18 protein-coding genes and 1 riboswitch are annotated in these 20,238 nt (G+C 73.8%); of the genes, 14 read left to right on the forward strand and 4 right to left on the reverse strand.

From position 1 onward, the window contains the following. The first annotated feature begins 19 nt into the window (after positions 1-19). From hpnC to hpnH, 6 genes are all read left to right on the forward strand, one after another. Positions 20-886 carry a squalene synthase HpnC gene (gene hpnC, locus ABWI07_RS01095; RefSeq protein WP_353817297.1) on the forward strand — a complete coding sequence of 289 codons (867 nt, stop codon included), beginning with the start codon at positions 20-22 and terminating at the stop codon, positions 884-886. Beyond that, on the forward strand, positions 887-1,747 hold the full coding sequence (gene hpnD, locus ABWI07_RS01100; protein WP_353817298.1) for a presqualene diphosphate synthase HpnD: 861 nt from the start codon (positions 887-889) through the stop codon (positions 1,745-1,747). It begins immediately after the preceding gene. Next, entirely contained in the window at positions 1,744-3,135 is a 1,392-nt protein-coding gene (gene hpnE / locus ABWI07_RS01105; protein WP_353817299.1) for a hydroxysqualene dehydroxylase HpnE, read from the forward strand. The genes hpnD and hpnE overlap by 4 nt, the downstream gene beginning before the upstream one ends. Next, positions 3,132-4,142 (forward strand): polyprenyl synthetase family protein, encoded by a 1,011-nt coding sequence (locus ABWI07_RS01110; RefSeq protein ID WP_353817300.1) that lies wholly within the window; start codon positions 3,132-3,134, stop codon positions 4,140-4,142. The genes hpnE and ABWI07_RS01110 overlap by 4 nt, the downstream gene beginning before the upstream one ends. A gap of 27 nt (positions 4,143-4,169) precedes the next feature. After that, positions 4,170-6,035 carry a squalene--hopene cyclase gene (gene shc / locus ABWI07_RS01115; RefSeq protein WP_353817301.1) on the forward strand — a complete coding sequence of 622 codons (1,866 nt, stop codon included), beginning with the start codon at positions 4,170-4,172 and terminating at the stop codon, positions 6,033-6,035. A 64-nt stretch (positions 6,036-6,099) separates the two neighbouring features. Then, complete coding sequence (hpnH, locus tag ABWI07_RS01120; RefSeq protein ID WP_149259362.1) at positions 6,100-7,104, forward strand: adenosyl-hopene transferase HpnH; 1,005 nt, start codon at positions 6,100-6,102, stop codon at positions 7,102-7,104. Positions 7,105-7,180: 76 nt separating this feature from the next. On the opposite strand, the gene ABWI07_RS01125 is transcribed toward hpnH, so the two are convergent. Further along, complete coding sequence (locus tag ABWI07_RS01125) at positions 7,181-7,963, reverse strand: NlpC/P60 family protein (protein ID WP_353817302.1); 783 nt, start codon at positions 7,961-7,963, stop codon at positions 7,181-7,183. An 8-nt stretch (positions 7,964-7,971) separates the two neighbouring features. Continuing rightward, positions 7,972-8,110, reverse strand: a riboswitch (cyclic di-AMP (ydaO/yuaA leader). A gap of 321 nt (positions 8,111-8,431) precedes the next feature. Between ABWI07_RS01125 and ABWI07_RS01130 the strand changes: the two genes are divergently transcribed. Then, complete coding sequence (locus ABWI07_RS01130) at positions 8,432-9,895, forward strand: MFS transporter (protein ID WP_149259364.1); 1,464 nt, start codon at positions 8,432-8,434, stop codon at positions 9,893-9,895. A gap of 61 nt (positions 9,896-9,956) precedes the next feature. On the opposite strand, the gene ABWI07_RS01135 is transcribed toward ABWI07_RS01130, so the two are convergent. Further along, positions 9,957-10,805: a sigma-70 family RNA polymerase sigma factor gene (locus ABWI07_RS01135; RefSeq protein WP_353817303.1), complete on the reverse strand. Its 849-nt coding sequence runs from the start codon at positions 10,803-10,805 to the stop codon at positions 9,957-9,959. A gap of 135 nt (positions 10,806-10,940) precedes the next feature. Between ABWI07_RS01135 and ABWI07_RS01140 the strand changes: the two genes are divergently transcribed. The 7 genes from ABWI07_RS01140 (at position 10,941) to ABWI07_RS01170 (ending at position 18,114) form a co-directional block, all read left to right on the forward strand. Further along, positions 10,941-11,396, forward strand: coding sequence for a carboxymuconolactone decarboxylase family protein (locus ABWI07_RS01140; RefSeq protein WP_353817304.1), 456 nt, complete (start codon positions 10,941-10,943; stop codon positions 11,394-11,396). A 104-nt stretch (positions 11,397-11,500) separates the two neighbouring features. After that, positions 11,501-13,081 carry a bis-aminopropyl spermidine synthase family protein gene (locus ABWI07_RS01145; protein WP_235036784.1) on the forward strand — a complete coding sequence of 527 codons (1,581 nt, stop codon included), beginning with the start codon at positions 11,501-11,503 and terminating at the stop codon, positions 13,079-13,081. A gap of 154 nt (positions 13,082-13,235) precedes the next feature. Further along, positions 13,236-13,754: a SigE family RNA polymerase sigma factor gene (locus tag ABWI07_RS01150; protein ID WP_149259367.1), complete on the forward strand. Its 519-nt coding sequence runs from the start codon at positions 13,236-13,238 to the stop codon at positions 13,752-13,754. Beyond that, complete coding sequence (locus ABWI07_RS01155) at positions 13,751-14,923, forward strand: hypothetical protein (RefSeq protein ID WP_353817305.1); 1,173 nt, start codon at positions 13,751-13,753, stop codon at positions 14,921-14,923. The genes ABWI07_RS01150 and ABWI07_RS01155 overlap by 4 nt, the downstream gene beginning before the upstream one ends. Positions 14,924-15,132: 209 nt before the next feature. Further along, positions 15,133-15,255 (forward strand): hypothetical protein, encoded by a 123-nt coding sequence (locus ABWI07_RS01160; protein ID WP_268843233.1) that lies wholly within the window; start codon positions 15,133-15,135, stop codon positions 15,253-15,255. Between the two features lie 16 nt (positions 15,256-15,271). Continuing rightward, a complete protein-coding gene (locus ABWI07_RS01165; protein WP_353817306.1) occupies positions 15,272-17,566 on the forward strand; it encodes a thiamine pyrophosphate-binding protein in 2,295 nt (764 codons plus the stop codon). A 134-nt stretch (positions 17,567-17,700) separates the two neighbouring features. Next, the gene (locus ABWI07_RS01170) at positions 17,701-18,114 is read left to right on the forward strand and encodes a VOC family protein (protein ID WP_353817307.1); all 414 of its coding nucleotides are present in this window, start codon (positions 17,701-17,703) and stop codon (positions 18,112-18,114) included. A gap of 72 nt (positions 18,115-18,186) precedes the next feature. On the opposite strand, the gene ABWI07_RS01175 is transcribed toward ABWI07_RS01170, so the two are convergent. Both ABWI07_RS01175 and ABWI07_RS01180 read right to left on the reverse strand, forming a co-directional pair. Next, on the reverse strand, positions 18,187-18,825 hold the full coding sequence (locus tag ABWI07_RS01175) for a response regulator (RefSeq protein ID WP_353817308.1): 639 nt from the start codon (positions 18,823-18,825) through the stop codon (positions 18,187-18,189). Between the two features lie 8 nt (positions 18,826-18,833). Continuing rightward, complete coding sequence (locus ABWI07_RS01180; RefSeq protein ID WP_353817309.1) at positions 18,834-20,138, reverse strand: sensor histidine kinase; 1,305 nt, start codon at positions 20,136-20,138, stop codon at positions 18,834-18,836. Positions 20,139-20,238 lie beyond the last annotated feature (100 nt).

The raw sequence follows: 20,238 nt of genomic DNA on the forward strand, positions 1-20,238 counted from the left end.
CCGCCCCAGGGGGAACACCATGTCCGTCAGCGAGCGTCTGCGGAACGCCACCGAGGAACGCCGGGCGAGGACCGAACTGCAGGCCGGGGAGAACTTCCCCGTCGCCTCGCGGCTGCTCCCCGCCCGCCACCGCGCCCACCTGCTGAACGTGTACGGGTACGCCCGGCTCGTCGACGACATCGGGGACGAGGCGCCGCCGGGCGAGCGGGCGGACCTCCTCGACCTGGTCGAGCGCGACCTCGACCGCGTCTACGCGGGCGAGCGGCCGGAACTGCCCGTGCTGCGCGACCTGGCCGAGACGATCGTCGCCCGCCGCATCCCCGCCGAGCCGTTCCGCCGCCTGATCCGGGCGAACCGCCAGGACCAGGCCGTCACCCGGTACGCGACGTTCGACGACCTCCTCGGCTACTGCGCGCTCTCCGCCGACCCGGTCGGGCACATCGTCCTGCACGTCTTCGGCGCCGCCACGCCGGACCGGATCCGGCTGTCGGACAAGGTGTGCACCGCCCTGCAGATCATCGAGCACTGCCAGGACGTCGCCGAGGACCACCGCAACGGCCGCGTCTACCTGCCCGCGGACGACCTGCGGCGCTTCGGCTGCACCGAGGACGACCTCACCGCCGCGGCGACCCCGACCCGGCTGCGCGGGGTCGTGGCGCTCCAGGCGGGGCGGGCGCGGCGGATGCTGGCGGAGGGCGCCGCCCTCACCTGCGGGCTCCAGGGGTTCGCGCGGGTCGCGGTCGCCGGGTACGTCGCGGGCGGCCTCGCCGCCCTCGACGCGCTGGAGCGCGCCGCCTACGACGTCCTCGCGGGCCCGCCGCGGCCGAGGAAGGCGCGGCTGCTCGCCGAGTGGTCGCGGACCATGGGAAGGAGAAGGGCAGCTTAGATGGACGCATCCACCGCCTACCGGCACTGCGAGAGCGTCGTCCGCTCCCAGGCGCGCAACTTCTCGTACGGGATCCGGCTGCTTCCCGCCCCCAAGAGGCGGGCCCTCAGCGCCGTGTACGCGTTCGCCCGGCGGGTCGACGACATCGGCGACGACCACGGCGCGCCCGTCGCGGACCGGCTCGCCGCGCTCGCCGGCGAGCGCGCCCGGATCGCCGACCCCGGCGCCCACCCTTCCGACCCGGTGCTGGTCGCCTTAGCCGACGCGGCCCGCCGCCACCCGATCCCGCTCGACGCGTTCGGCGAGCTCATCGACGGCTGCGAGGCCGACGTGCGCGGCGGGACCTACGACACCTTCGACGACCTCCTCTGGTACTGCCGCTGCGTGGCCGGCTCCGTCGGCCGCCTGTCGCTCGGCGTCTTCGGGACCGACGACCCGGCCACGGCCGTGCCGCGCGCCGACGCGCTCGGCGTCGCGCTGCAGCTCACGAACATCCTCCGCGACGTCCGGGAGGACCGGACGAACGGCCGCGTCTACCTGCCCGCGAAGGACCTCGCCCGGTTCGGATGCACCCTGGAGCGCGACGAGGCGGGCCGGGCGACCGACGACCCCGACCGCCTGGCGAGCCTCGTCCGCTTCCAGGCGGACCGGGCGGAGCGGTGGTACGCCGACGGCCTGAAGCTGCTGCCCATGCTCGACCGGCGCAGCGCCGCGTGCGCGGGCGCGATGGCGGGCATCTACCGGCACCTGCTGCGCCGCATCACGGCCGACCCGCTGACCGCCCTGGAGACGCGGACGTCCCTGCCGGCGTGGGAGAAGGCGACCGTGTCCGCCATGGCGATGGCCGGGATCCACCGGTGAGCGCCCGCGACGGCGGCCCGGCGGAGGTCGCGATCGTCGGCGGCGGGCTCGCCGGGCTCACCGCCGCGCTGGCGCTCCAGGAGGCGGGGCTGCGCCCGACGGTCTACGAGGCGCGGCCCCGGCTCGGCGGCGCCACCCACTCCTTCACGCGGGACGGCCTGACCGTCGACAACGGCCAGCACATCTTCCTGAAATGCTGCTCGGCGTACCAGGGGCTGCTCGCCCGGCTGGACGCGCTGGACCGCGTCCGCGTCCAGGACCGCTTCGACGTCCGCGTCCTGACCCCGGACGGCCCGGGCGGACGGCTCCGCCGTGCGAAGGCCCCCGGCCCGCTGCACCTGCTGCCGGCGCTCGCCGGGTACCGGCTGCTCTCCCCGCCCGACCGGCTGCGGGCGGTCGGCGCGTCGCTGGCGCTCGACCGCGTCGACCCGGCCGACCCGTCGCTCGACCGGATCAGCATGGGCACCTGGCTCGCCGAGCACGGGCAGGGGCCCTGGGCGCGCGCGGCGCTCTGGGAGCTGTTCGTCACGGCCGCGCTCAACGTCCGCCTGGACGGGGCCGCGCTCGGCCCCGCCGCGTTCGTGTGCCAGACCGCGCTGCTCGGCCGCGCGGACGCCGCCGACATCGGCGTGCCCGCCGTCCCGCTCGGCGACCTGCACGGCACGCTCCCGGCGGCCGAGATCGAGCGGAACGGCGGCCGGATCCACCTCAACGCGAAGGTGACGGCGATCGACGCCGGGCCGAAGCTCGTGGTGGACGGCTCGCCGGTCGGCGCCGACGCCGTCGTCCTCGCCGTGCCCCACCGGGCGGCGGCCGGGCTCGTCCCCGAGGAGGCGGCCCCCGACCGGGCGCGCTGGGCCGGGCTCGGCTCCAGCCCGATCGTCAACGTCCACGTCGTCTACGACCGGCCCGTCCTGCGGGTCGACGGCGCCGACCTGCCGTTCGCCGCCGCGGTCGGCTCGCCCGTGCAGTGGGTGTTCGACCGCACCGCGGTCAGCGGCCTGACGGGCGGCGGCCAGTACCTGGCGGTGTCGGTCTCGGCGGCCGACCGCTGGATCGACACGCCCACCGCCGAACTGCGCTCGGTGTACCTCGCCGAGCTGAGGCGGCTGCTTCCGGCCGCCCGCCGCGCTCGCGTCACCGACTTCTTCGTGACGCGGGAGCGGCACGCGACGTTCCGCCAGAGCCCCGGCAGCGACGCGCTGCGTCCCGCGTCCGCCACCCGGCTGCCGTGGCTGTTCCTCGCCGGCGCGTGGACCGACACGGGCTGGCCCGACACGATGGAGGGAGCCGTGCGCAGCGGTCTGACCGCGGCCCGTCTCGTCCGCCGCCACCTGAGACCGACCGTCCGGAACGAGCACCGCCAGGACGGGGGGAGCGGCCGATGACCACCGTCCCGGCCTCGATCACCGACGGCCGCGCCCTGGTCGACCAGGCCATGCGCGCCTGCGCGGAGCGCCTCGACCCGTGGACCCGCCGCGTCGTCGCCTACCACCTCGGCTGGACCGACGAGAACGGCGAGCCCGCCGCCGCGGGCGGCAAGGCGCTGCGTCCCGCGCTGGCGCTGCTGTCCGCGCGGGCCGCGGGGGCACCCCACGAGACGGCGCTGCCCGGCGCCGTCGCCGTCGAGTTCGTGCACGCGTTCTCGCTGCTGCACGACGACATCATGGACGGCGACCGGACCCGCCGGCACCGGCCCGCCGCGTGGACGGTGTTCGGCCCGTCCGCCGCCATCCTCGGCGGGGACGCGCTCCTGGCGCTGTCGGAGAACCTGCTCCTCGACCAGCAGACGCGAGGCGCCCACTGGGCGGCGCGCGCGCTGACCGCCGCCACTCAGCGGCTCATCGCGGGCCAGGCGCTCGACATCGGGTTCGAGCAGCGCGACGACGTGGCGCTCGACGAGTGCCTGACCATGGCGGGGGACAAGACGGGTGCGCTGCTCGCCTGCGCCTGCTCGATCGGGGCGATGCTCGCCGAGGGCCCCACCCGCCTCGTGACGCACCTGACCGGGTTCGGTACCGAGATGGGCCTCGCGTTCCAGCTCGTGGACGACCTGCTCGGCATCTGGGGCAGTCCCGAGACGACCGGCAAGCCCGTCCTGGCCGACCTCCGGGCGCGCAAGAAGTCGCTGCCGGTGGTGTACGCGCTGAACTCCGGGCGCCCCGAGTCCGAGCGGCTCGCCGCGCTGTACGCCGAACCCGGGCCGCCGTCCGAGGGCGTCCTGCGGGAGATGGCCCGCCTCGTGGAGGCGGCGGGCGGCCGGGACTGGGCCGCGGCCGAGGCCGACCGCCGCGTCGCCGCCGCCGGGCGCCACCTCGACGACTCGGGCATGGACGGGCTCGTGGCCGCCGAGTTCCGCGACATCGCGCTGTTCGTCACCTCCCGGGACCACTGACCCGCCGCGCCAGAAGGGAAGGACCGAATGACCACCACCGACGTGTCCGGACTCACCGGCGCGGCGGCCGCCGCCGCCGAGGCCGCCCGCGACCACCTGCTCGGCCTGCAGTCGCCCGAGGGCTGGTGGAAGGCCGAACTGGAGACCAACGTCACCATGGACGCCGAGGACCTGCTGCTCCGCCAGTTCCTCGGCATCCGCTCCGACGCCGACACCAAGGACGCGGCGCGCTGGATCCGCTCCCAGCAGCGCGAGGACGGCACCTGGGCGAACTTCCACGGCGGCCCGGCCGACCTGTCCACGACGATCGAGGCCTACGTCGCGCTGCGCTTCGCCGGGGACCCGGTCGGCGCCGGGCACATGCGCAAGGCCGCCGAGTACGTGCGGGAGGCGGGCGGCGTCGAGGGCAGCCGCGTGTTCACCCGGATCTGGCTGGCGCTGTTCGGCCAGTGGTCCTGGGACGACCTGCCGGTCATGCCGCCCGAGCTGATGTTCCTGCCGAGCCGCGTCCCGCTGAACGTCTACGACTGGGCGTGCTGGGCACGGCAGACGATCGTCCCGCTGACGGTCCTCGGGTCGCTGCGGCCCGTCCGGGCGCTGCCGTTCGACCTGCCGGAGCTGCGGTGCGGCGCGATGCCGGCGAACGAGGCCAAGGGCTGGGGGGCGGCGTTCAACGCCCTCGACCGCGTCCTGCACGTGTACGAGAGGCGGCCGGTGCGCCCGCTGCGCCTGGCGGCGCTGCGCCGGGCCGCCGACTGGATCATCGCCAGGCAGGAGGCCGACGGCTGCTGGGGCGGGATCCAGCCGCCGTGGGTGTACTCGCTCATGGCGCTGCACGAGCTCGGCTACGGCCTCGACCACCCGGTCGTCAAACGCGGGCTGGACGGGCTCGAACGGTTCATCATCCGCGACGACAAGGGCCGCCGCCTGGAGGCGTGCCAGTCGCCCGTCTGGGACACGGTGCTCGCCATGAACGCGCTCGCCGACGCGGGCGTGGCCGCCGACCACCCCGCCCTGGTGAAGGCCGCCGGATGGGTCGTCGGCGAGGAGGTCCGCGGGCCGGGGGACTGGGCGGTGAAGCGGCCGGACGTCCCGCCGGGCGGGTGGGCGTTCGAGTTCGACAACGACGTCTACCCCGACACCGACGACACCGCCGAGGCCATCCTGGCGCTGCGCAAGGTGTCCTTCCCGGAGGCGGAGGAGCCGGTCAGGCGGGCCGTCCGCTGGCTGGACGGGATGGCGTCGCGGGACGGCGGCTTCGCCGCGTTCGACGCCGACAACACCCGCGAGCTCTGCACCAAGCTGCCGTTCTGCGACTTCGGCGCCGTCATCGACCCGCCGTCCGCCGACGTCACCGCCCACGTCGTCGAGGCGCTGGCCGGGGAGGGCCTCGCGGAGTCGCCCGCGGTCAGGCGCGCCGTCGTGTGGCTGCTCAGGGCGCAGGAGGAGGACGGCTCCTGGTTCGGGCGCTGGGGGGCGAACCACGTCTACGGGACGGGCAGCGTGGTGCCCGCGCTCATCGCGGCGGGGGTCCGTCCCGGCAAGCCCGCGATCCGGCGCGCCGTCGCCTGGCTGGAGGACCACCAGAACGCCGACGGCGGCTGGGGCGAGGACCTGCGCTCCTACGACGACCCGGCGTGGATCGGGCGGGGCGAGTCGACCCCCTCCCAGACGGCCTGGGCCCTGCTGGCGCTGCTCGCCGCGGGCGAGCGCTCCCCGGCCGTGGAGGCGGGCGTCCAGTGGCTCGTCGACCACCAGCGCCCGGACGGGAACTGGGACGAGGACCTGTTCACCGGCACCGGCTTCCCCGGCGACTTCTACATCAACTACCACCTGTACCGGCTGGTGTTCCCCGTGAGCGCGCTCGGCCGCTACCTGCGGGCCGCGACATGACGCGGCCCGCCCACGACCCGGTGGAGTCCACCGGGCCCGCACCGCCCAAGGAGGTCCGGACACCATGAGCATGCCGCTCCGCCAGAGCCTTCGCATCGGGGGCTACATCCTCCGCAACAAGCTGCGCGGGCGGGAGAAGTTCCCGCTCATCGTCGAGCTGGAACCCCTGTTCGCCTGCAACCTCGCCTGCGCCGGCTGCGGGAAGATCCAGCACCCGCACGACGTGCTGAAGAAGCGCATGCCGGTCGAGCAGGCCCTCGCCGCCATCGAGGAGTGCGGCGCGCCGATGGTCTCCATCGCGGGCGGCGAGCCGCTCATGCACCCGCAGATCGACGAGCTGGTGAACGAGCTCGTCCGGCGCAAGAAGTTCGTGTTCCTGTGCACGAACGCGCTGCTCATCCCGCGGAAGATCGACAAGTTCACGCCGTCGCCCTACTTCGCGTGGGCGGTGCACATCGACGGGCTGCGCGAGCGCCACGACGAGTCCGTGTGCAAGGAGGGCGTCTTCGACGACGCGGTGGCCGCCATCAGGGAGTGCAAGCGGCGCGGGTTCCGCGTCACCACGAACACGACGATCTTCAACACGGACACGCCGCAGACCGTCATCGACGTCCTCGACTACCTCAACGACGACCTCGAGGTCGACGAGATGATGATCTCGCCCGGCTACGCGTACGACAAGGCTCCCGACCAGGACCACTTCCTCGGCGTCCAGGAGACGCGGGAGCTGTTCCGCAAGGCGTTCGGGGACGGCAACCGCAAGCGGTGGCGCTTCAACCACTCGCCCCTGTTCCTGGACTTCCTAGAGGGCAAGGTCGATTTTCCCTGCACGGCCTGGGCGATCCCGTCCTACTCGCTCTTCGGCTGGCAGCGGCCCTGCTACCTGATGTCGGACGGCTACGCCCAGACCTACCAGGAACTCCTGGACGAGACCGACTGGGACTCCTACGGGCGGGGCCGCGACTCCCGCTGCGCCAACTGCATGGCCCACTGCGGTTACGAGCCCACGGCCGTCTTCGCGACCCTCGGCTCCCTGAAGGAGTCCATGCGGGCCGTCCGCTCGGTCTGACCTGTGACCGCTCTACAACCCGCTCCGCCCGGCACCGGCGATCCGCCGATGCCGGGCGCTTCTCTTGAGCCGCCGCCTACTTGAGGGACGTCGGCCGGTACGCCTTGTACTCGTCGCCAGAGGACAGCCCGTAGGTGAGCGTCCGGTGGTCGGTGCCGTACCGCCCGCGCTGCTCGTACGCCCAGTACGAGGTGTGCTGCTTGTTCGCCCACTTCTCGAAGATGACGACGTGCCGGGTGGTGTTGCTGCCGAGGGCGTCCATGACGAGGTCGCCCTTCTTCAGCTGGGACATCTTGATGCGCTGGGTGTATCGCGACGAGGTCAGGCCGACGGTGTTGGGCCCGGGCTTGGGCAGCCCCAGCGCCATGGAGACGTAGCCCGAGCAGTCGGTGCGGTAGCCGTTGTGCGACCCGGTCTGGCTGTAGGGGACCCGCTGGGCGGTGTGCGGGTGCCAGCTCTTGGCCCGCTTGATGACCAGGGCCCGCTTGGCCGCCTTGGGATCGGCCGCCTGCTGCTGGGGAACGGCCTGCTTCTTCGCGGAGACCGGCTTCGACTCGACCTTCGTCGAGGACCGGCTCTTCGTCGCCTCGGCCTTCGTCGGCGCCTTGAACTCCTTCTGGAACTGGGCCGCGGCCCGGGCCTGCCTCCGCTCTCCGACCTGCGTCCGCCGCTCGGCCAGCAGCTGCGCGGTCTGCTGCTGGGGGACGGTCTGGGCTGCGGCGGCCGTCTCGATGGTCGCGTGCTGCAAGGTCGTCGGCAGTGCCGCCGTCACGCCGAAGGTGGCGAGACCCGTCATCGTGCCGATGGCCCAGGGGGCGAGCCTTAGACGGCGCGACTGCTTGCTGTGCTTGCCTTTCAAGGGGGCTCCTTGCTTCCAAGTGCCGCCTACCGGGTTAGCTGACGGGTTCGGGCGTGGAAGTCGCCCTACGGCCTGGGCAGGCCGATTCACCCCGGTGCGAGGTGGGTCCCCGGCTCCGCGCGACGGCGGACTCGGCGGGTGCCGCTGAGGGAGAAGCGGCGCTGACGATGTGAGGCCCGATCGATGGACCGTCTCGGGGCCTTGTTCCGCGGGGAGGGCACCCCGCCCACGTAAGTGGGACAAAACGCCTGGAGAGCGTCTTGGAGCGGCAAACCTACAGAAATCACCAAGGGATGGCAAGCTTCCCGCGATCAAACCCGCAGCTCAGCGCCCCGGTGGGCGATCCCGAGGTGCTCTGAGTCCCTCCCTCTCCAAGGCCGTACGCGATCCCGCTCCACCTCTAGACGGAGGAGAAACCTCCAGTTAATATCTGGAGGAGAACCCTTCACTTAAAGGGAGGTGGGTTCCATGACCGCCATCACGTCGCGCACCGCGTCCGGCCCGTCCGCGGGCGTCCCGAACCGCCGCTGGGCCGCGCTGGTCGTCATCGCCGTCGCGCAGCTGATGATCGCGCTCGACGCCACGATCGTGAACATCGCGCTGCCCACGGCCCAGCACGCGCTCGGCTTCGGCGACACCGACCGGCAGTGGGTGATCACCGCCTACACCCTGTCCTTCGCCGGGCTGCTCCTGCTCGGCGGCCGGATCGCCGATCTGGTCGGGCGGCGCCGCAGCTTCCTGGCCGGGCTGGCCGGGTTCGCGGTCGCCTCGATGATCGCCGGCGCCGCGCCCGGCTTCGGCGTCCTCGTGGTCGGGCGCGCCCTGCAGGGGGCGTTCGCCGCGCTGCTCGCGCCCACCGCCCTGTCCCTGCTGGCCGTGACGTTCACCGAACCGAAGGAGCGCGCGAAGGCGTTCGGCGTGTACGGCGCCGTGGCGAGCAGCGGCGCGGCCGTCGGGCTGCTGCTCGGCGGCGCGCTGACCCAGTACGCCGACTGGCGCTGGTGCCTCTACGTCAACGTGGCGATCGCCGCGGCCGCGTCCGTGGCGGGACGCATCGTCCTTCCGGCCCCGCCGAGCTTCCCCGGGGCGCGCGTCGACTGGATCTCCGCCGTCCTCGTCACCGGCGGCCTGGCGGCCGTCGTGTACGGCGCCGGGCAGGCCGCCCCGCACGGCTGGGACGCGTGGCAGACCACCGCGCCGCTCGCGACCGGCGCCCTGGCGCTCGCGCTGTTCATCGCGCGCCAGGCCAGGCACGACGCACCGCTGCTGCCGCTGCGCATCCTCGCGGACCGCGGCCGGGCAGGCGCCTACCTCGCCGTGGCCACCGCGGTCGTCGGCGCCTTCGGGATCTTCCTGACGCTCACCTACTACCTGCAGGTGGTCGCGCACTTCTCCCCGATGCGCACGGGCCTGGCGTTCCTGCCGCTCGCCTTCGCCAACTCGGTCAGCGGGTACCTGGTCGGCGCCCTGCTCACCCGGCGCGTGCCCGCCCGCCTGCTGATCGGCGGCGGCCTGCTCATCGCCGCGGCCGGCCTGGCCGTCCTGACCCGGCTCGACCCGGGCAGCGGCTACGCCGCCTCGGTCGTCCCCGTCGAGATCCTGCTCGGGATCGGCATGGGCGCCGTGTTCCCGCCGGCCTTCTCGCTGGCGACCGCCGGCGTCTCCCCGCGCGAGGCCGGGGTCGCCGCCGCCGTCGTCAACGCCGCGTCCCAGATGGGCGGGTCGGTCGGAACCGCCGTCGTCAACACCGTCGCGATCGGCGCGACGGCCGGCTACCTGCGCGAGCACGGCCCGGCCGCCTCCCGGGTGAGCGCCCTCGTCCACGGCTACACCACCGCGGCGACCGTCTCGGCCCTCGCCCTGGCCACCGTGGCCGTCCTGGTGACCCTCCTGATCCGCACCCCACCCCAGCCGGACACCCCCGCCCACTGACGCCCGGCCACCCAGAGCGCCCCCGTCGAAAGGGGCGCTCAAGGCGTGCGGACCCGGCGTGTCAGGTGACCCAGGAGGGGACGATCTGGGCCAGCCGCTTCGGGTCGGAGAGCGTCCGGATCGTGGTGATTCGGCCGTCCTCGACGGTGAAGGCCATCAGGAGGAACGGGCGGCCGCCCATGGTGATGAGAACGCCGGGGACGCCGTCGACCAGTGCCGGGTGGCCCTTCGCGTCCCGGCGGGCCCCGACGGTGGCCTGGGCGGCGACCTCGTCCGCGCCCCGGACGACGCTCGGGCCCCTGTGCAGCTCGACCTCAGGCGCGAGGAGGGTGAGGAGGCCCGCGAGGTCGCCCCGGCCGGCGGCCGCCAGGAAGGCGTCGACGACCCCGCGTGCCGCCGAGTGGGCGTCGGCGGTGGGCGCGCCGAGCCGGATCCGTCCCCGGGCCCTGCTGGCGAGCATCTTGGCGGCGGCGGTGCTCCGGCCGAGGACGGCCGCGACCGCGTCGAACGGCATCTCGAAGACGTCGTGCAGCACGAACGAGACCCGCTCCGCCGGAGTGAGAGCGTCCATGACGACGTACAGGGCGAGGCCGACCGAGTCGGCGAGCACGGCCTCCGCCTCGGGGTCGGGGCCGAGGTCGCCCAAGGCGGTCCAGAGCTCAGGCTCCAGTGGCTGCTCGCCGCGGACTCCGCGCCGGCGCAGGATGTCGAGGCAGATCCGTCCGGTCACCGTGGTGAGCCAGCCGCGCAGCTCCTCGATGCCGTCGCCGCCGGTACGGGCCAGCCGCAGCCACGCCTCCTGCACCGCGTCGTCGGCGTCCGCGTGCTGGCCGAGCACCCGGAACGCGATCGCGTGCAGGTAGGGGCGGTGCGCCTCGAAGTCGGCGGCCAGCTTGTCCTGTCGGGTCACGGTGCTCCCGGGCTGCGTGTCGTGGTTCCTCCACCAGGACGCGGCACGAGTCGAGAAGGTAACGCCGGGGCCGACGTTACTTCTCCCCGGCCCGGTGCGTCGTGGTGCCGTCCACATCGACTGCGGGAGGAAGAGATGGCACCACGGATCCACGGTTCTTCGAGCGGGCCCGACATCGGCGCGGGCGTCCAGGAGATCTTCAAGGCGGTGTACGGCGGCGGCGTCCCCCGGGAGGTGCTGGAGCTGGTCCACCTGCGGGCCAGCCAGATCAACGGATGCAGCGCCTGCACCGACGCCGGAGCCACGAGCGCGGCCGAGGCCGGCGTCAGCACCGAGAAGCTGCTCACGCTGGCCGCCTGGTACGAGGACCCGCGCTTCGACGACGCCGAACGGGCGGCGCTGGCGCTCACCGAGGCCATGACCCGGCTCGCCGACCGGCCCGGCGCGGTCACCGACGAGACCTGGGCCGAGGCCGCCGAGCACTACGACGAGCGGCAGCTCGGGGCCCTGGTCCTGATGGTGGCGATCACCAACTTCTTCAACCGGATCAACACCGCCTTCCGGGTGCCCGCCGGAACGCGCTGGGGCTGAGACGCGCGGCGCGGGGGACCGCCGGATGGTTCCCCGCCCCTCCGCGCGGCGAGCGGCGCGGCCTGGTCGGCGGTGCGGAGGCCGGGCGCCGATAGCATTCGCGGGTGGCTGATGGGGAAACGCCGAACGGTCCACCGGTCGCGGCGGACATGGACCCCCGGCGTGTCCATACCGCGCTGGGCCTCCTGGCGGACCGGCGATGGCGGACGCTCGGCGAGCTGGTCCGGGAGACGGGCGCCCCGCGGCGCTCGGTGGAGTCGCTGCTCGCCGGGCTCTCGCTGGAGCGTGCCGGCGACCGGTTCCGCCTCACCCCGGAGCAGGGCGGCGAGATCGTCGACCTGCTGAGCACCGGGTACCGCCCGCTCGAACCGGCCGACCCGGTGGGGCACCTGCTGCCCGAGTACGCCGCCGTGGTGGAGCGGATGGCCGGGCTGATCGAGCGGGCGCCGGGGGCGCGGCACGTGCTCGACCATGTATCGGCGACGCCGGAGACGGTGGTGCGGCGGGCCCTGCTCCTCGCGGCCCGGTTCTGGCTGCCGGGCACGCGGCTGCTGTGCGTGGGGGACCACGACCTCACCTCGCTGGCGGTCGGGCTCGTCCACCCAGGTGTGCAGACCACCGTCGTGGACGTCGACGAGCGGATCCTGGCCTACATCGACGAGTGCGCCGCCGAACTGGGCCTGGACGTGCGCACCCGGTGGGCGGACCTGAGGCTGGGGCTGCCCGCCTCGGCCGTCGCGTACGCGGACCTGGCGGTGACCGACCCTCCGTACACGCCGGAGGGCGTCGGGCTGTTCGTGGCGCGGGCGGTCCAGGGGTTGCGGGACCAGGGGCGAGGCCGGGTGCTGCTCGCCTACGGCGCGAGCGACCGCACCCCGATGCTCGCGTTGAAGGTCCAGCAGTCGTTGCAGGACCTGAACCTGGTGAACGAGGCCGTCTACCCGGACTTCAACCGCTACTTCGGAGCGGAGGCGATCGGTTCGCGCGCCGACCTGTACATCCTCCGGCCGACCGGCAAGTCCCTGCCGGCCGCCGACGCCCGCGCCGACCGCTTCGCGACGGCCATCTACACCCAGGGGCCCCAGGCGGTCGAAGCCCGGGCGGCGGCGGATGCGTCGCCCGACGTCGCCGACCTCGACCCGGACGTCCTGGTGGGGGACTGGCCCAAGCAGGTGCTCCCGCAGGTGCCGCGGGTGCGGCTGACGACCTGGCTGGCCAAGCCGTACGCGGCGCGGGTGCGGCGGGCGGCCGTCGCGCTCCCTCCGGGCCTGGAGGCGGCGCTGGTCCGGGTGCTGCTGGCCACGCGCGCCGAGCACGTCCGGGTGTTCCTGCCCGACCCGCCCGGTGACCTGGCGGACGAAACCGCCGTACTGAAGGGCCTCTACGAGCTGACCCGCCATGGCTCGACCGCCGAGGCGGTGCGCACACGACCCGACGACGCCGACCAGGTAGGCCGCATCGTGCGCGCCATCCAGGACCGGGCCCACGGCAAGGTCGCCAACGTCTGGCGCGACGCGCTGATCGACGCGCACCCCGGCCTGACAAAGCGCCAGGCCCGCAGCATCGTGGCCGACGCGGCCCCCTGGGCGATGGACGCCACCTTGCTCGACCTCCCGCTCCACCGCCTGCGCGCCCTGCCCGCCACCGTCCGCACCTCCCTGGACCTCGTCACCACGCCATCGTGACCGGATGGCCCTCGGGCTCGGCCGCGTCCGAGAACCCACTCCGGCCGTTGCCGGCGGCCTGCGACCGGTCCGGCCGGACGGAAACTTCACGGGCGCAGGCATAGCCCCGTCCCTCCGGATGCGTCTCAGTGGCGACAGCAATTCGGAGGTGACGATGGATGCCGCCGCAGAGCGACATTTTCGTGAGTTCGTGGAGACGAGGTCGACCGCGCTGATGCGGCTGGCCTACCTCCTGACCGGGGGCGACCAGCACGCGGCCGAGGACGTCCTGCAGACCGCGCTCTTCAAGACCGCCGCCCGCTGGGCCGACATCGAGAACCCGGAGGCCTACGTGCGGCGGGTGATGTACCGCCAGCAGGCCAGCTTCTGGCGGCCCGCGTGGCGGCGGCGCGAGGCGCAGGTCGCAGTGCTGCCCGAGACGGGCGCACCCGACGGCACGTCGGCGGTCGACCTCAAGCTCGCCGTGCGAGGCGCGCTGGCCTGCCTCACGCCCCGGCAGCGGCTGGTCCTGGCGCTGCGCTTCCTGGAGGACCTGCCCGAGGCGGAGGTCGCGCAGATCCTCGGCTGCAGCGTCGGCACGGTGCGCAGCACGACCCATCGCTCCCTCGCGCGGCTGCGCCGGCTGGCGCCCGAACTGAACGAACCCGAGATGGCAGAGGAGGCCCGGCGATGAAACCGGAGACGATCGTCAAGCACGCGCTCGAGGACTGGGGCGCGGAGGCACAGGTCCCGGCCGGTCTCGCCGACCGGGCACTGGGGGCACGCCGCCGCCGGCCGCTCATCAAGATCGCCCTGGTCGGCGGGACGGCCGCGCTCCTCGCCGGAACGGCCGCCGTGGCCCTCGTCTCCGGCGGCGGGACGGCACGGCCCCGGCCTTCGGCGCCCGAGTTCGAGCGGGTGGCCCTCTCGTCCGACACGACGCTGCGCACGGACCTCGGCAGCGCTTTCCCGCGCAGGCTCGTCGCCGCGGGGCACATGGCCGTGTCCGCCTACTACACCGGGCAGTGGGTGGGCGGCGACGGCGGCGGGTCCTTCGAACGCACCTGGCACCTGTACAACCCGTCGACCGGCGAGTACGAAAATGCGCCCTGGGCGTACATCAGCGTCGCGCCCGGCATGGCGCGGGCGGCCGTGCTGGAGGGGCCCCTTCCCGCCAAGCGGGTCGGGATGTTCGACATGAAGACCCGGAAGGTCGTCCGCTGGATCCGGGTCGACCACGCCGTCGGCGGGGCCGCCTGGTCGCCCGACGGGCGCCGGCTGCTCCTGACCGCCTACGGCAAGAACCCCGACACGCGGCCCGGTCCGGGCACATCGTCCAGGACCGGCTACTACGTCACCGACAGCGCGGCCGGGCCGGGCGCGTTCCACCCCATGCCGGCCGGCCGCGACAACCCGAGCAGCCGGCAGGACCTGGGATGGAGCCGGGACGGCGCCCTCATCTGGGCGCCCACCGCGACCCTGCCGACCAAGGTCTTCTACAGCCTGGACGGCAAGAAGCGGCCCGCACCGGCGCACGAGGCCGAATACGACGACCATGAAGCCGGCCTGTCCCCGAACGGCGCCCTGCTGCCCAAGTTCGGCCCCAAGCCCGGCCCCGCCGTCACCGTCACCAACGTGGTCACCGGGAAGAAGGCGGCGGTGCTCCCGATCGAATCGGCCGAGGCCTGGGCCGACGATCGCACGCTCTTCGCGATCGGCTGCGACCCGCTCAAATGCAAGGGGCTCGGCGAGTTCCGCAACCGGCTGCTGCTGGTGGACCTGAAGGGCAAGATCACCCCTCTCACCGGGTACCGCCGGTCCGACCGGGCGGGTTCCTGGAACCCGGTCTTCACCCACCGCTGACGGACGCCTGGGTGCCGCGCCCCGGGGCCGGCACCCACGCTCCGTTCGCCGGCGGCGCTGCTGGCGGGCCGGACCTCGACACCGGACGTCGTCCCGCCCTCGACTCGGTGGTCTTGGGCCGCGACAGGGCCCGTACCCTGGCGGGTGGCCGACCGGATCCGCGCGGGACAGGCCATCGCCAGTGGCGCCGGCAGCCAAAGGGGGCTGCCGTGCCCTTGGGCGGTGCGCCGGGTCCCGGCAGCGGCGACGGCCGGCTGGGCGGCCGCCACCTCGCGGAGGCCGACACGGAGATCCGGCCGATCTCCGCCGGCCTGCCCCCGCCCTGGCGCTGAGGCAAAGGAGCCGATGATGAACGATCCGGTGGGGACGGCCACGCACTCCGGGGTGCTGGAAGAGGTCGAGCGGAGGGTGCTGTGGCTGGCGACGGCCATCGTGCACCACGCCAACCGGGTGCGGCCCAACCCGTCCGGGCTCAAGGTGGGCGGCCACCAGGCGTCGTCGGCGTCCATCGCGTCGATCATGACGGCGCTGTGGTTCCGCCACCTCGGCCCGGACGACCGCGTCTCGGTGAAGCCGCACGCCTCCCCGGTACTGCACGCGATCAACTACCTGCTCGGCGACCTGGACGAGCGGTACCTGACGTCCCTGCGCGAGTTCGCCGGGCTGCAGAGCTACCCGAGCCGGACCAAGGACCCCGACCCCGTCGACTACTCCACCGGGTCCGTGGGCATCGGCGCCACCGCGCCGATCTGGGGCGCGGTCGCCCGCCGGTACGTGGAAGGGGCGCCCGCCGGCCGGCAGTACTCGCTGGTCGGGGACGCGGAACTGGACGAGGGCGCGGTCTGGGAGGCGATCCTCGACCCGGGCGTGGCCGAACTGGGCGAGATCGTGTGGATCGTCGACCTCAACCGGCAGTCCCTCGACCGGGTCGTCCCGTACATGGCCGCGCACCGGCTGAAGGGCATGTTCGCCGCCGCCGGCTGGCAGGTGCTGACGCTGAAGTACGGCCGGCTGCTGACGGAGCTGTTCGAGCGCCCCGGCGGCGCGGACCTGCGCGCCCGCATCGACGCGATGCCCAACCCGGAGTACCAGCGCCTGCTGCGCTGCGACGCCGGCGAGCTCCGCGACCGCCTCCCCGGCGGCAGCGAGCCCGTCGCCCGCCTGATCGCCGAACTCGACGACGCCACGCTCCTCGCGGCCCTCCGCAACCTGGGCGGCCACGACCTCGGCACCCTGGCCGAGGCGTTCGACGCCATCGACGACTCCCGGCCGACCGTGATCTTCGCGTACACCGTCAAGGGGCACGGCCTGCCCAGCGAGGGCCACCCGCAGAACCACTCCTCGCTCCTCACCGCCGACCAGATCGCCGAGCTCGCGCCCCGCCTGGGCGTCGACCCGGACACCCCGTGGGCCCGTTTCGAAGAGGGATCGGAGGCCGCCCGGCTGTGCGCCGAAACGGCCGCGCGGCTGCGCCGGACCTCCGCCGCCCCGGAGGCCCCGCCTTCGCTGCCCGACGACATCGGCCGCACCCCCAAGGGCACCGCGACCACCCAGGCCGCACTGGGCCGCCTGCTGCTCGACCTCACCCGCGAGGCCCCCGAGGCCGCGTCGCGGGTCGTCACCGTGAGCCCGGACGTCAGTTCCAGCACCAACCTCGGCGGCTGGGTGAACAAGGTCGGCGTCTGGTCGCCGTCCGAACGCCGCGACTGGTTCGCCGACGACGGCGAGACGATCCTGCACTGGCGGGAGAGCCCCGCGGGCCAGCACATCGAGCTGGGCATCGCCGAGACCAACCTGGTCGGCCTCCTCGGCGAACTGGGCGCCACCTGGAGCCGCTGGAACCGTCCCCTGCTGCCGATCGGCGTCCTGTACGACCCGTTCGTCGGCCGCGCGCTCGAACCCTGGTCGTTCGGCATCTACGCGGGCGGCCAGTCGATCCTGATCGGCACCCCGTCCGGGGTCACGCTGGCCCCCGAGGGCGGCGCGCACCAGTCCATCGTCACCCCCTCGATCGGCGTCGAGCAGCCGGGCTGCGTCGCCTACGAGCCCGCGTTCGTCCTCGACACCGAATGGACGCTGCTCGCGAGCATGGCCCGCCTAGGCCGCCCTGACGGCGGCTCGGCGTACCTGCGCCTGTCGACCCGTCCAGTGGACCAGACCCTCGCGGCGGTCCCGGCCGACCCGGCGGCCCGGGAGCGCCGCCGCCGCCAGGTGATCGCCGGCGCCTACCCGCTGCGCCGCGCCGACCGCCCCGCCGTCACCATCGCGGCGATGGGCGCCCTCGTCCCCGAGGCCCTGGCCGCCGCCGACCGCCTCGAACAGGCCGGCATCGGCGCCGACGTGGTGTGCGTGACGAGCCCCGGCCTGCTCTTCCAGGCCCTCCGCTCCCGCCAGGGCCTCGACGACGGACCGAACTGGGTCCTGGACCAGGCGTTCCCCGCCTCCCGCGCCACCCCGCTCGTCACCGTCCTTGACGGCCACCCCCACACCCTGGCCTTCCTGTCCGGCATCAACAACGTCCCCTGTGCGACCCTGGGCGTCACCACCTTCGGCCAGTCCGGCACGATCGACGACGTCTACCGCCACCACGGCATAGACACGGACGCGATAGTCCGAACCGCCCTGGACCTCCACTCCACCTGACCCACCCTCCCCGGCCCGGCGCGCCGCCCAGCCCGCCGGTCCGGGGCATCGGTCAGGAATCGAGAAGTGCCGACCCCCGCTCCTTACCTAGCGTGATCTCCACAAGGCGGGTGACACACACAAGGAGACACGCCATGAAGGCACATGTGAGCTCGATCCTCCTCGCCGTCCGGGACATGGACCGGGCCAAGAAGTTCTACACCGAGGGCCTCGGCTGGAAGATCAAGAACGACTACGGCATCTCGGTGTTCTTCGAGTCCGACGGCGCCTCGCCGGTCGGCTTCTACGGCCGCGAAGGTCTCGCCGAGCAGGTGGGCCTGAGCCCGGAGGGCAGCGGCTTCAGCGGAATCGTCCTCACCTACGTCGTACGCAGCGAGGCGCGCGTCGACGAGATCATGGCGGAGGCCGAAAAGGCCGGCGCCACCATCCTCAAGCCCGCCGGCGCCCTCCCCTGGGGCGGCTACGGCGGCACCTTCGCCGACCCGGACGGCTACATCTGGAGCCTCGGCTACAGCGCCCAAGGCGAAGACCAGCCCTACGCCGAGTAACCGAGCCGGCAGGACGCTCCAAGCCGGGCACCACCAGCGTGACCGGCTTGGAGAAGGCCCGGCGTCGAGCGCTCAGACGATGCCGTTCTGGTGGGCGTGGATGACGGCGTGGATGCGGTCCCTCAGGCCCAGCTTGGTGAGGATGCGGCTGACGTGGGTCTTCGCCGTGCCCTCGGTGATCACCAGCGTGCCGGCGATCTCGGCGTTGGACATCCCCTGGGCGATGAGGACGAGGACCTCGCGTTCGCGCGGGGTCAGCAGCGCCAGGTCCGAGGTGTCGGCGGCCCGCGGCGCGCTGTCGATGAAATGCCGGACCAGCCGGCGCGTGACGGTCGGGCCGGCGACGTTCTGGCCGGACGCCACCGCGCGGACGGCCGCGACGAGGTCGGCGGCAAGGGTGTCCTTGAGCAGGAACCCGGCGGCACCGGCGCGGAGGCCGGCGTAGACGTACTCGTCCAGGTCGAAGGTGGTCAGGATGATCACGTGGGGCGGTCCCTCAGGGGCGGCGTGCGCGCGCAGCCGCCGGGTCGCCTCTATACCGTCGATGCCGGGCATCCGGACGTCCATCAGGATGACGTGCGGGGCCGTCGCGGCGGCGGTGGCGAGCACCTCCAGCCCATCGGCGGCCTCCCCGACGACCGCGATGTCGCCGGTCTCGTCCAGGATCATGCGGAAGCCGGTGCGGACCAGGGCCTGGTCGTCGGCGATCAAGACGCGGATCATGCGGGGGCCGCCAGCGGCAGGACGGTGGCGACCTCGAAGCCGCCCTGGCCGGCCGGTCCAGCGCGGACGGTGCCGCCGAGCGCCGTGACGCGTTCGGCGATGCCGCGTAGCCCGTTGCCGAAGACCGGCGGACTCGCCGAGGCGCCGGTGTCGTGCACGCGGATCCGGAGCTCGTCGCTGCCGAAGTGCAGGCCGACACTGCACGAGCAGCCCGGTTCGGCGTGTTTCAGGGTGTTCGTCAGTGCCTCCTGGACGATGCGGTAGGCCGAGAGCTCGATGCTCGCGGGCAGCGTCGCCGGCTCGCCCGTGATCTCGAACGCGACCGGCCGTCCACCGGCCCGGACACGGTCGATCAGCTCGGGCAGCGCCGCGAGGCCGGGCTGCGGGGCGAGCCGGGCCTCGGCCCGGACCAGGCCGAGCAGGCGGCGCATCTCGGCGAGCGAGGCCCGCCCGGTACCGATCACGTTGTGCAGCGCGGCCTCGCTGCGCTCGGGATGGCGGTGCAGCGCGGCCTGCGCCCCCTGCGCCTGGACGACCATGACCGACAGGCCGTGGGCGATGACGTCGTGGAGCTCGCGGGTGATCCGCCCCCGCTCGGCCGCGACGGCGAGGGCCGTGCGCTGCTCCTGCTCGCGTTCCAGGTCGGCCGCCCTGGCCTCGACGACGGCCAGGTGCACCCGCCTGGTCCGGGCGTTGTCGCCGGCGGCCCAGGCAATGGCCAGCAGCAGCGCGGGGACGGCCGCGTCCGAGAGGGCCTGTACCAACGCGCCCCAGACGTCGGGAAGGACTTCCCCCTTGCGCGGGCCGAGGCGGTCGTGGCGGATCGCGTCGAGCGGCTGGAGCAGGGCGAGCACGGCCAGCCCCGCCTCGGCGGCGATCAGCACCGCGAGCGGCGGCCGGCGGGTGGCGGCGGAGCCGGCCAACCCGTAGAGGACGACCAGGACGACCAGGTCGAGCGGCAGCAGGGGGAGATCGCGACTGAGCCCCGACCAGGGGCGCAGCGGTGGGGCGAACAGCACGGCCGGCCAGCCGGTGAGGTGCGCGCAGACGCCCGCCGCGGCGAGCCCCATCGCCGTCGCGGGCCGCCGGCGCCGGACGAGCAGCGCCGCGACCAGGAGCGCGGACGCCGACCACCAGAAGACGATGTGCAGCCGCCAGTCCGCCTCGGAGCCATAGATCATGACCACCTTGGTCTGGACGGGGGTGCCCACCCCCGGGTCTGCGCCCAGCAGCGCGCTCGCCGCGGCGAGGACCGCGGCCAGGGCGGAGTCGAGCAGGACGGGGCCGGGCCGGGGGCGCATGGCTGAAGAGTAGGCGGGAGACGGTGAGGCGCGGATCTGTCGGACGATGTATTTCCGGGTCTGCCGCACGCCAGACGCGCCGGGGCACAGCGGACGCGCA

This window comes from Actinomadura sp. NPDC000600, assembly GCF_040492135.1.
Lineage (GTDB): Bacteria > Actinomycetota > Actinomycetes > Streptosporangiales > Streptosporangiaceae > Spirillospora.

Bases quoted from the DNA above. Each gene is read 5' to 3' on its own strand.
- hpnC (WP_353817297.1), top strand. From the start codon at position 20: ATGTCCGTCAGCGAGCGTCTGCGGAACGCCACCGAGGAACGCCGGGCG.
- hpnD (WP_353817298.1), top strand. From the start codon at position 887: ATGGACGCATCCACCGCCTACCGGCACTGCGAGAGCGTCGTCCGCTCC.
- ABWI07_RS01110 (WP_353817300.1), top strand. From the start codon at position 3,132: ATGACCACCGTCCCGGCCTCGATCACCGACGGCCGCGCCCTGGTCGAC.
- shc (WP_353817301.1), top strand. From the start codon at position 4,170: ATGACCACCACCGACGTGTCCGGACTCACCGGCGCGGCGGCCGCCGCC.
- hpnH (WP_149259362.1), top strand. From the start codon at position 6,100: ATGAGCATGCCGCTCCGCCAGAGCCTTCGCATCGGGGGCTACATCCTC.
- ABWI07_RS01130 (WP_149259364.1), top strand. From the start codon at position 8,432: ATGACCGCCATCACGTCGCGCACCGCGTCCGGCCCGTCCGCGGGCGTC.
- ABWI07_RS01140 (WP_353817304.1), top strand. From the start codon at position 10,941: ATGGCACCACGGATCCACGGTTCTTCGAGCGGGCCCGACATCGGCGCG.
- ABWI07_RS01150 (WP_149259367.1), top strand. From the start codon at position 13,236: ATGGATGCCGCCGCAGAGCGACATTTTCGTGAGTTCGTGGAGACGAGG.
- ABWI07_RS01155 (WP_353817305.1), top strand. From the start codon at position 13,751: ATGAAACCGGAGACGATCGTCAAGCACGCGCTCGAGGACTGGGGCGCG.
- ABWI07_RS01165 (WP_353817306.1), top strand. From the start codon at position 15,272: ATGAACGATCCGGTGGGGACGGCCACGCACTCCGGGGTGCTGGAAGAG.
- ABWI07_RS01170 (WP_353817307.1), top strand. From the start codon at position 17,701: ATGAAGGCACATGTGAGCTCGATCCTCCTCGCCGTCCGGGACATGGAC.
- ABWI07_RS01180 (WP_353817309.1), bottom strand. From the start codon at position 20,138: ATGCGCCCCCGGCCCGGCCCCGTCCTGCTCGACTCCGCCCTGGCCGCG.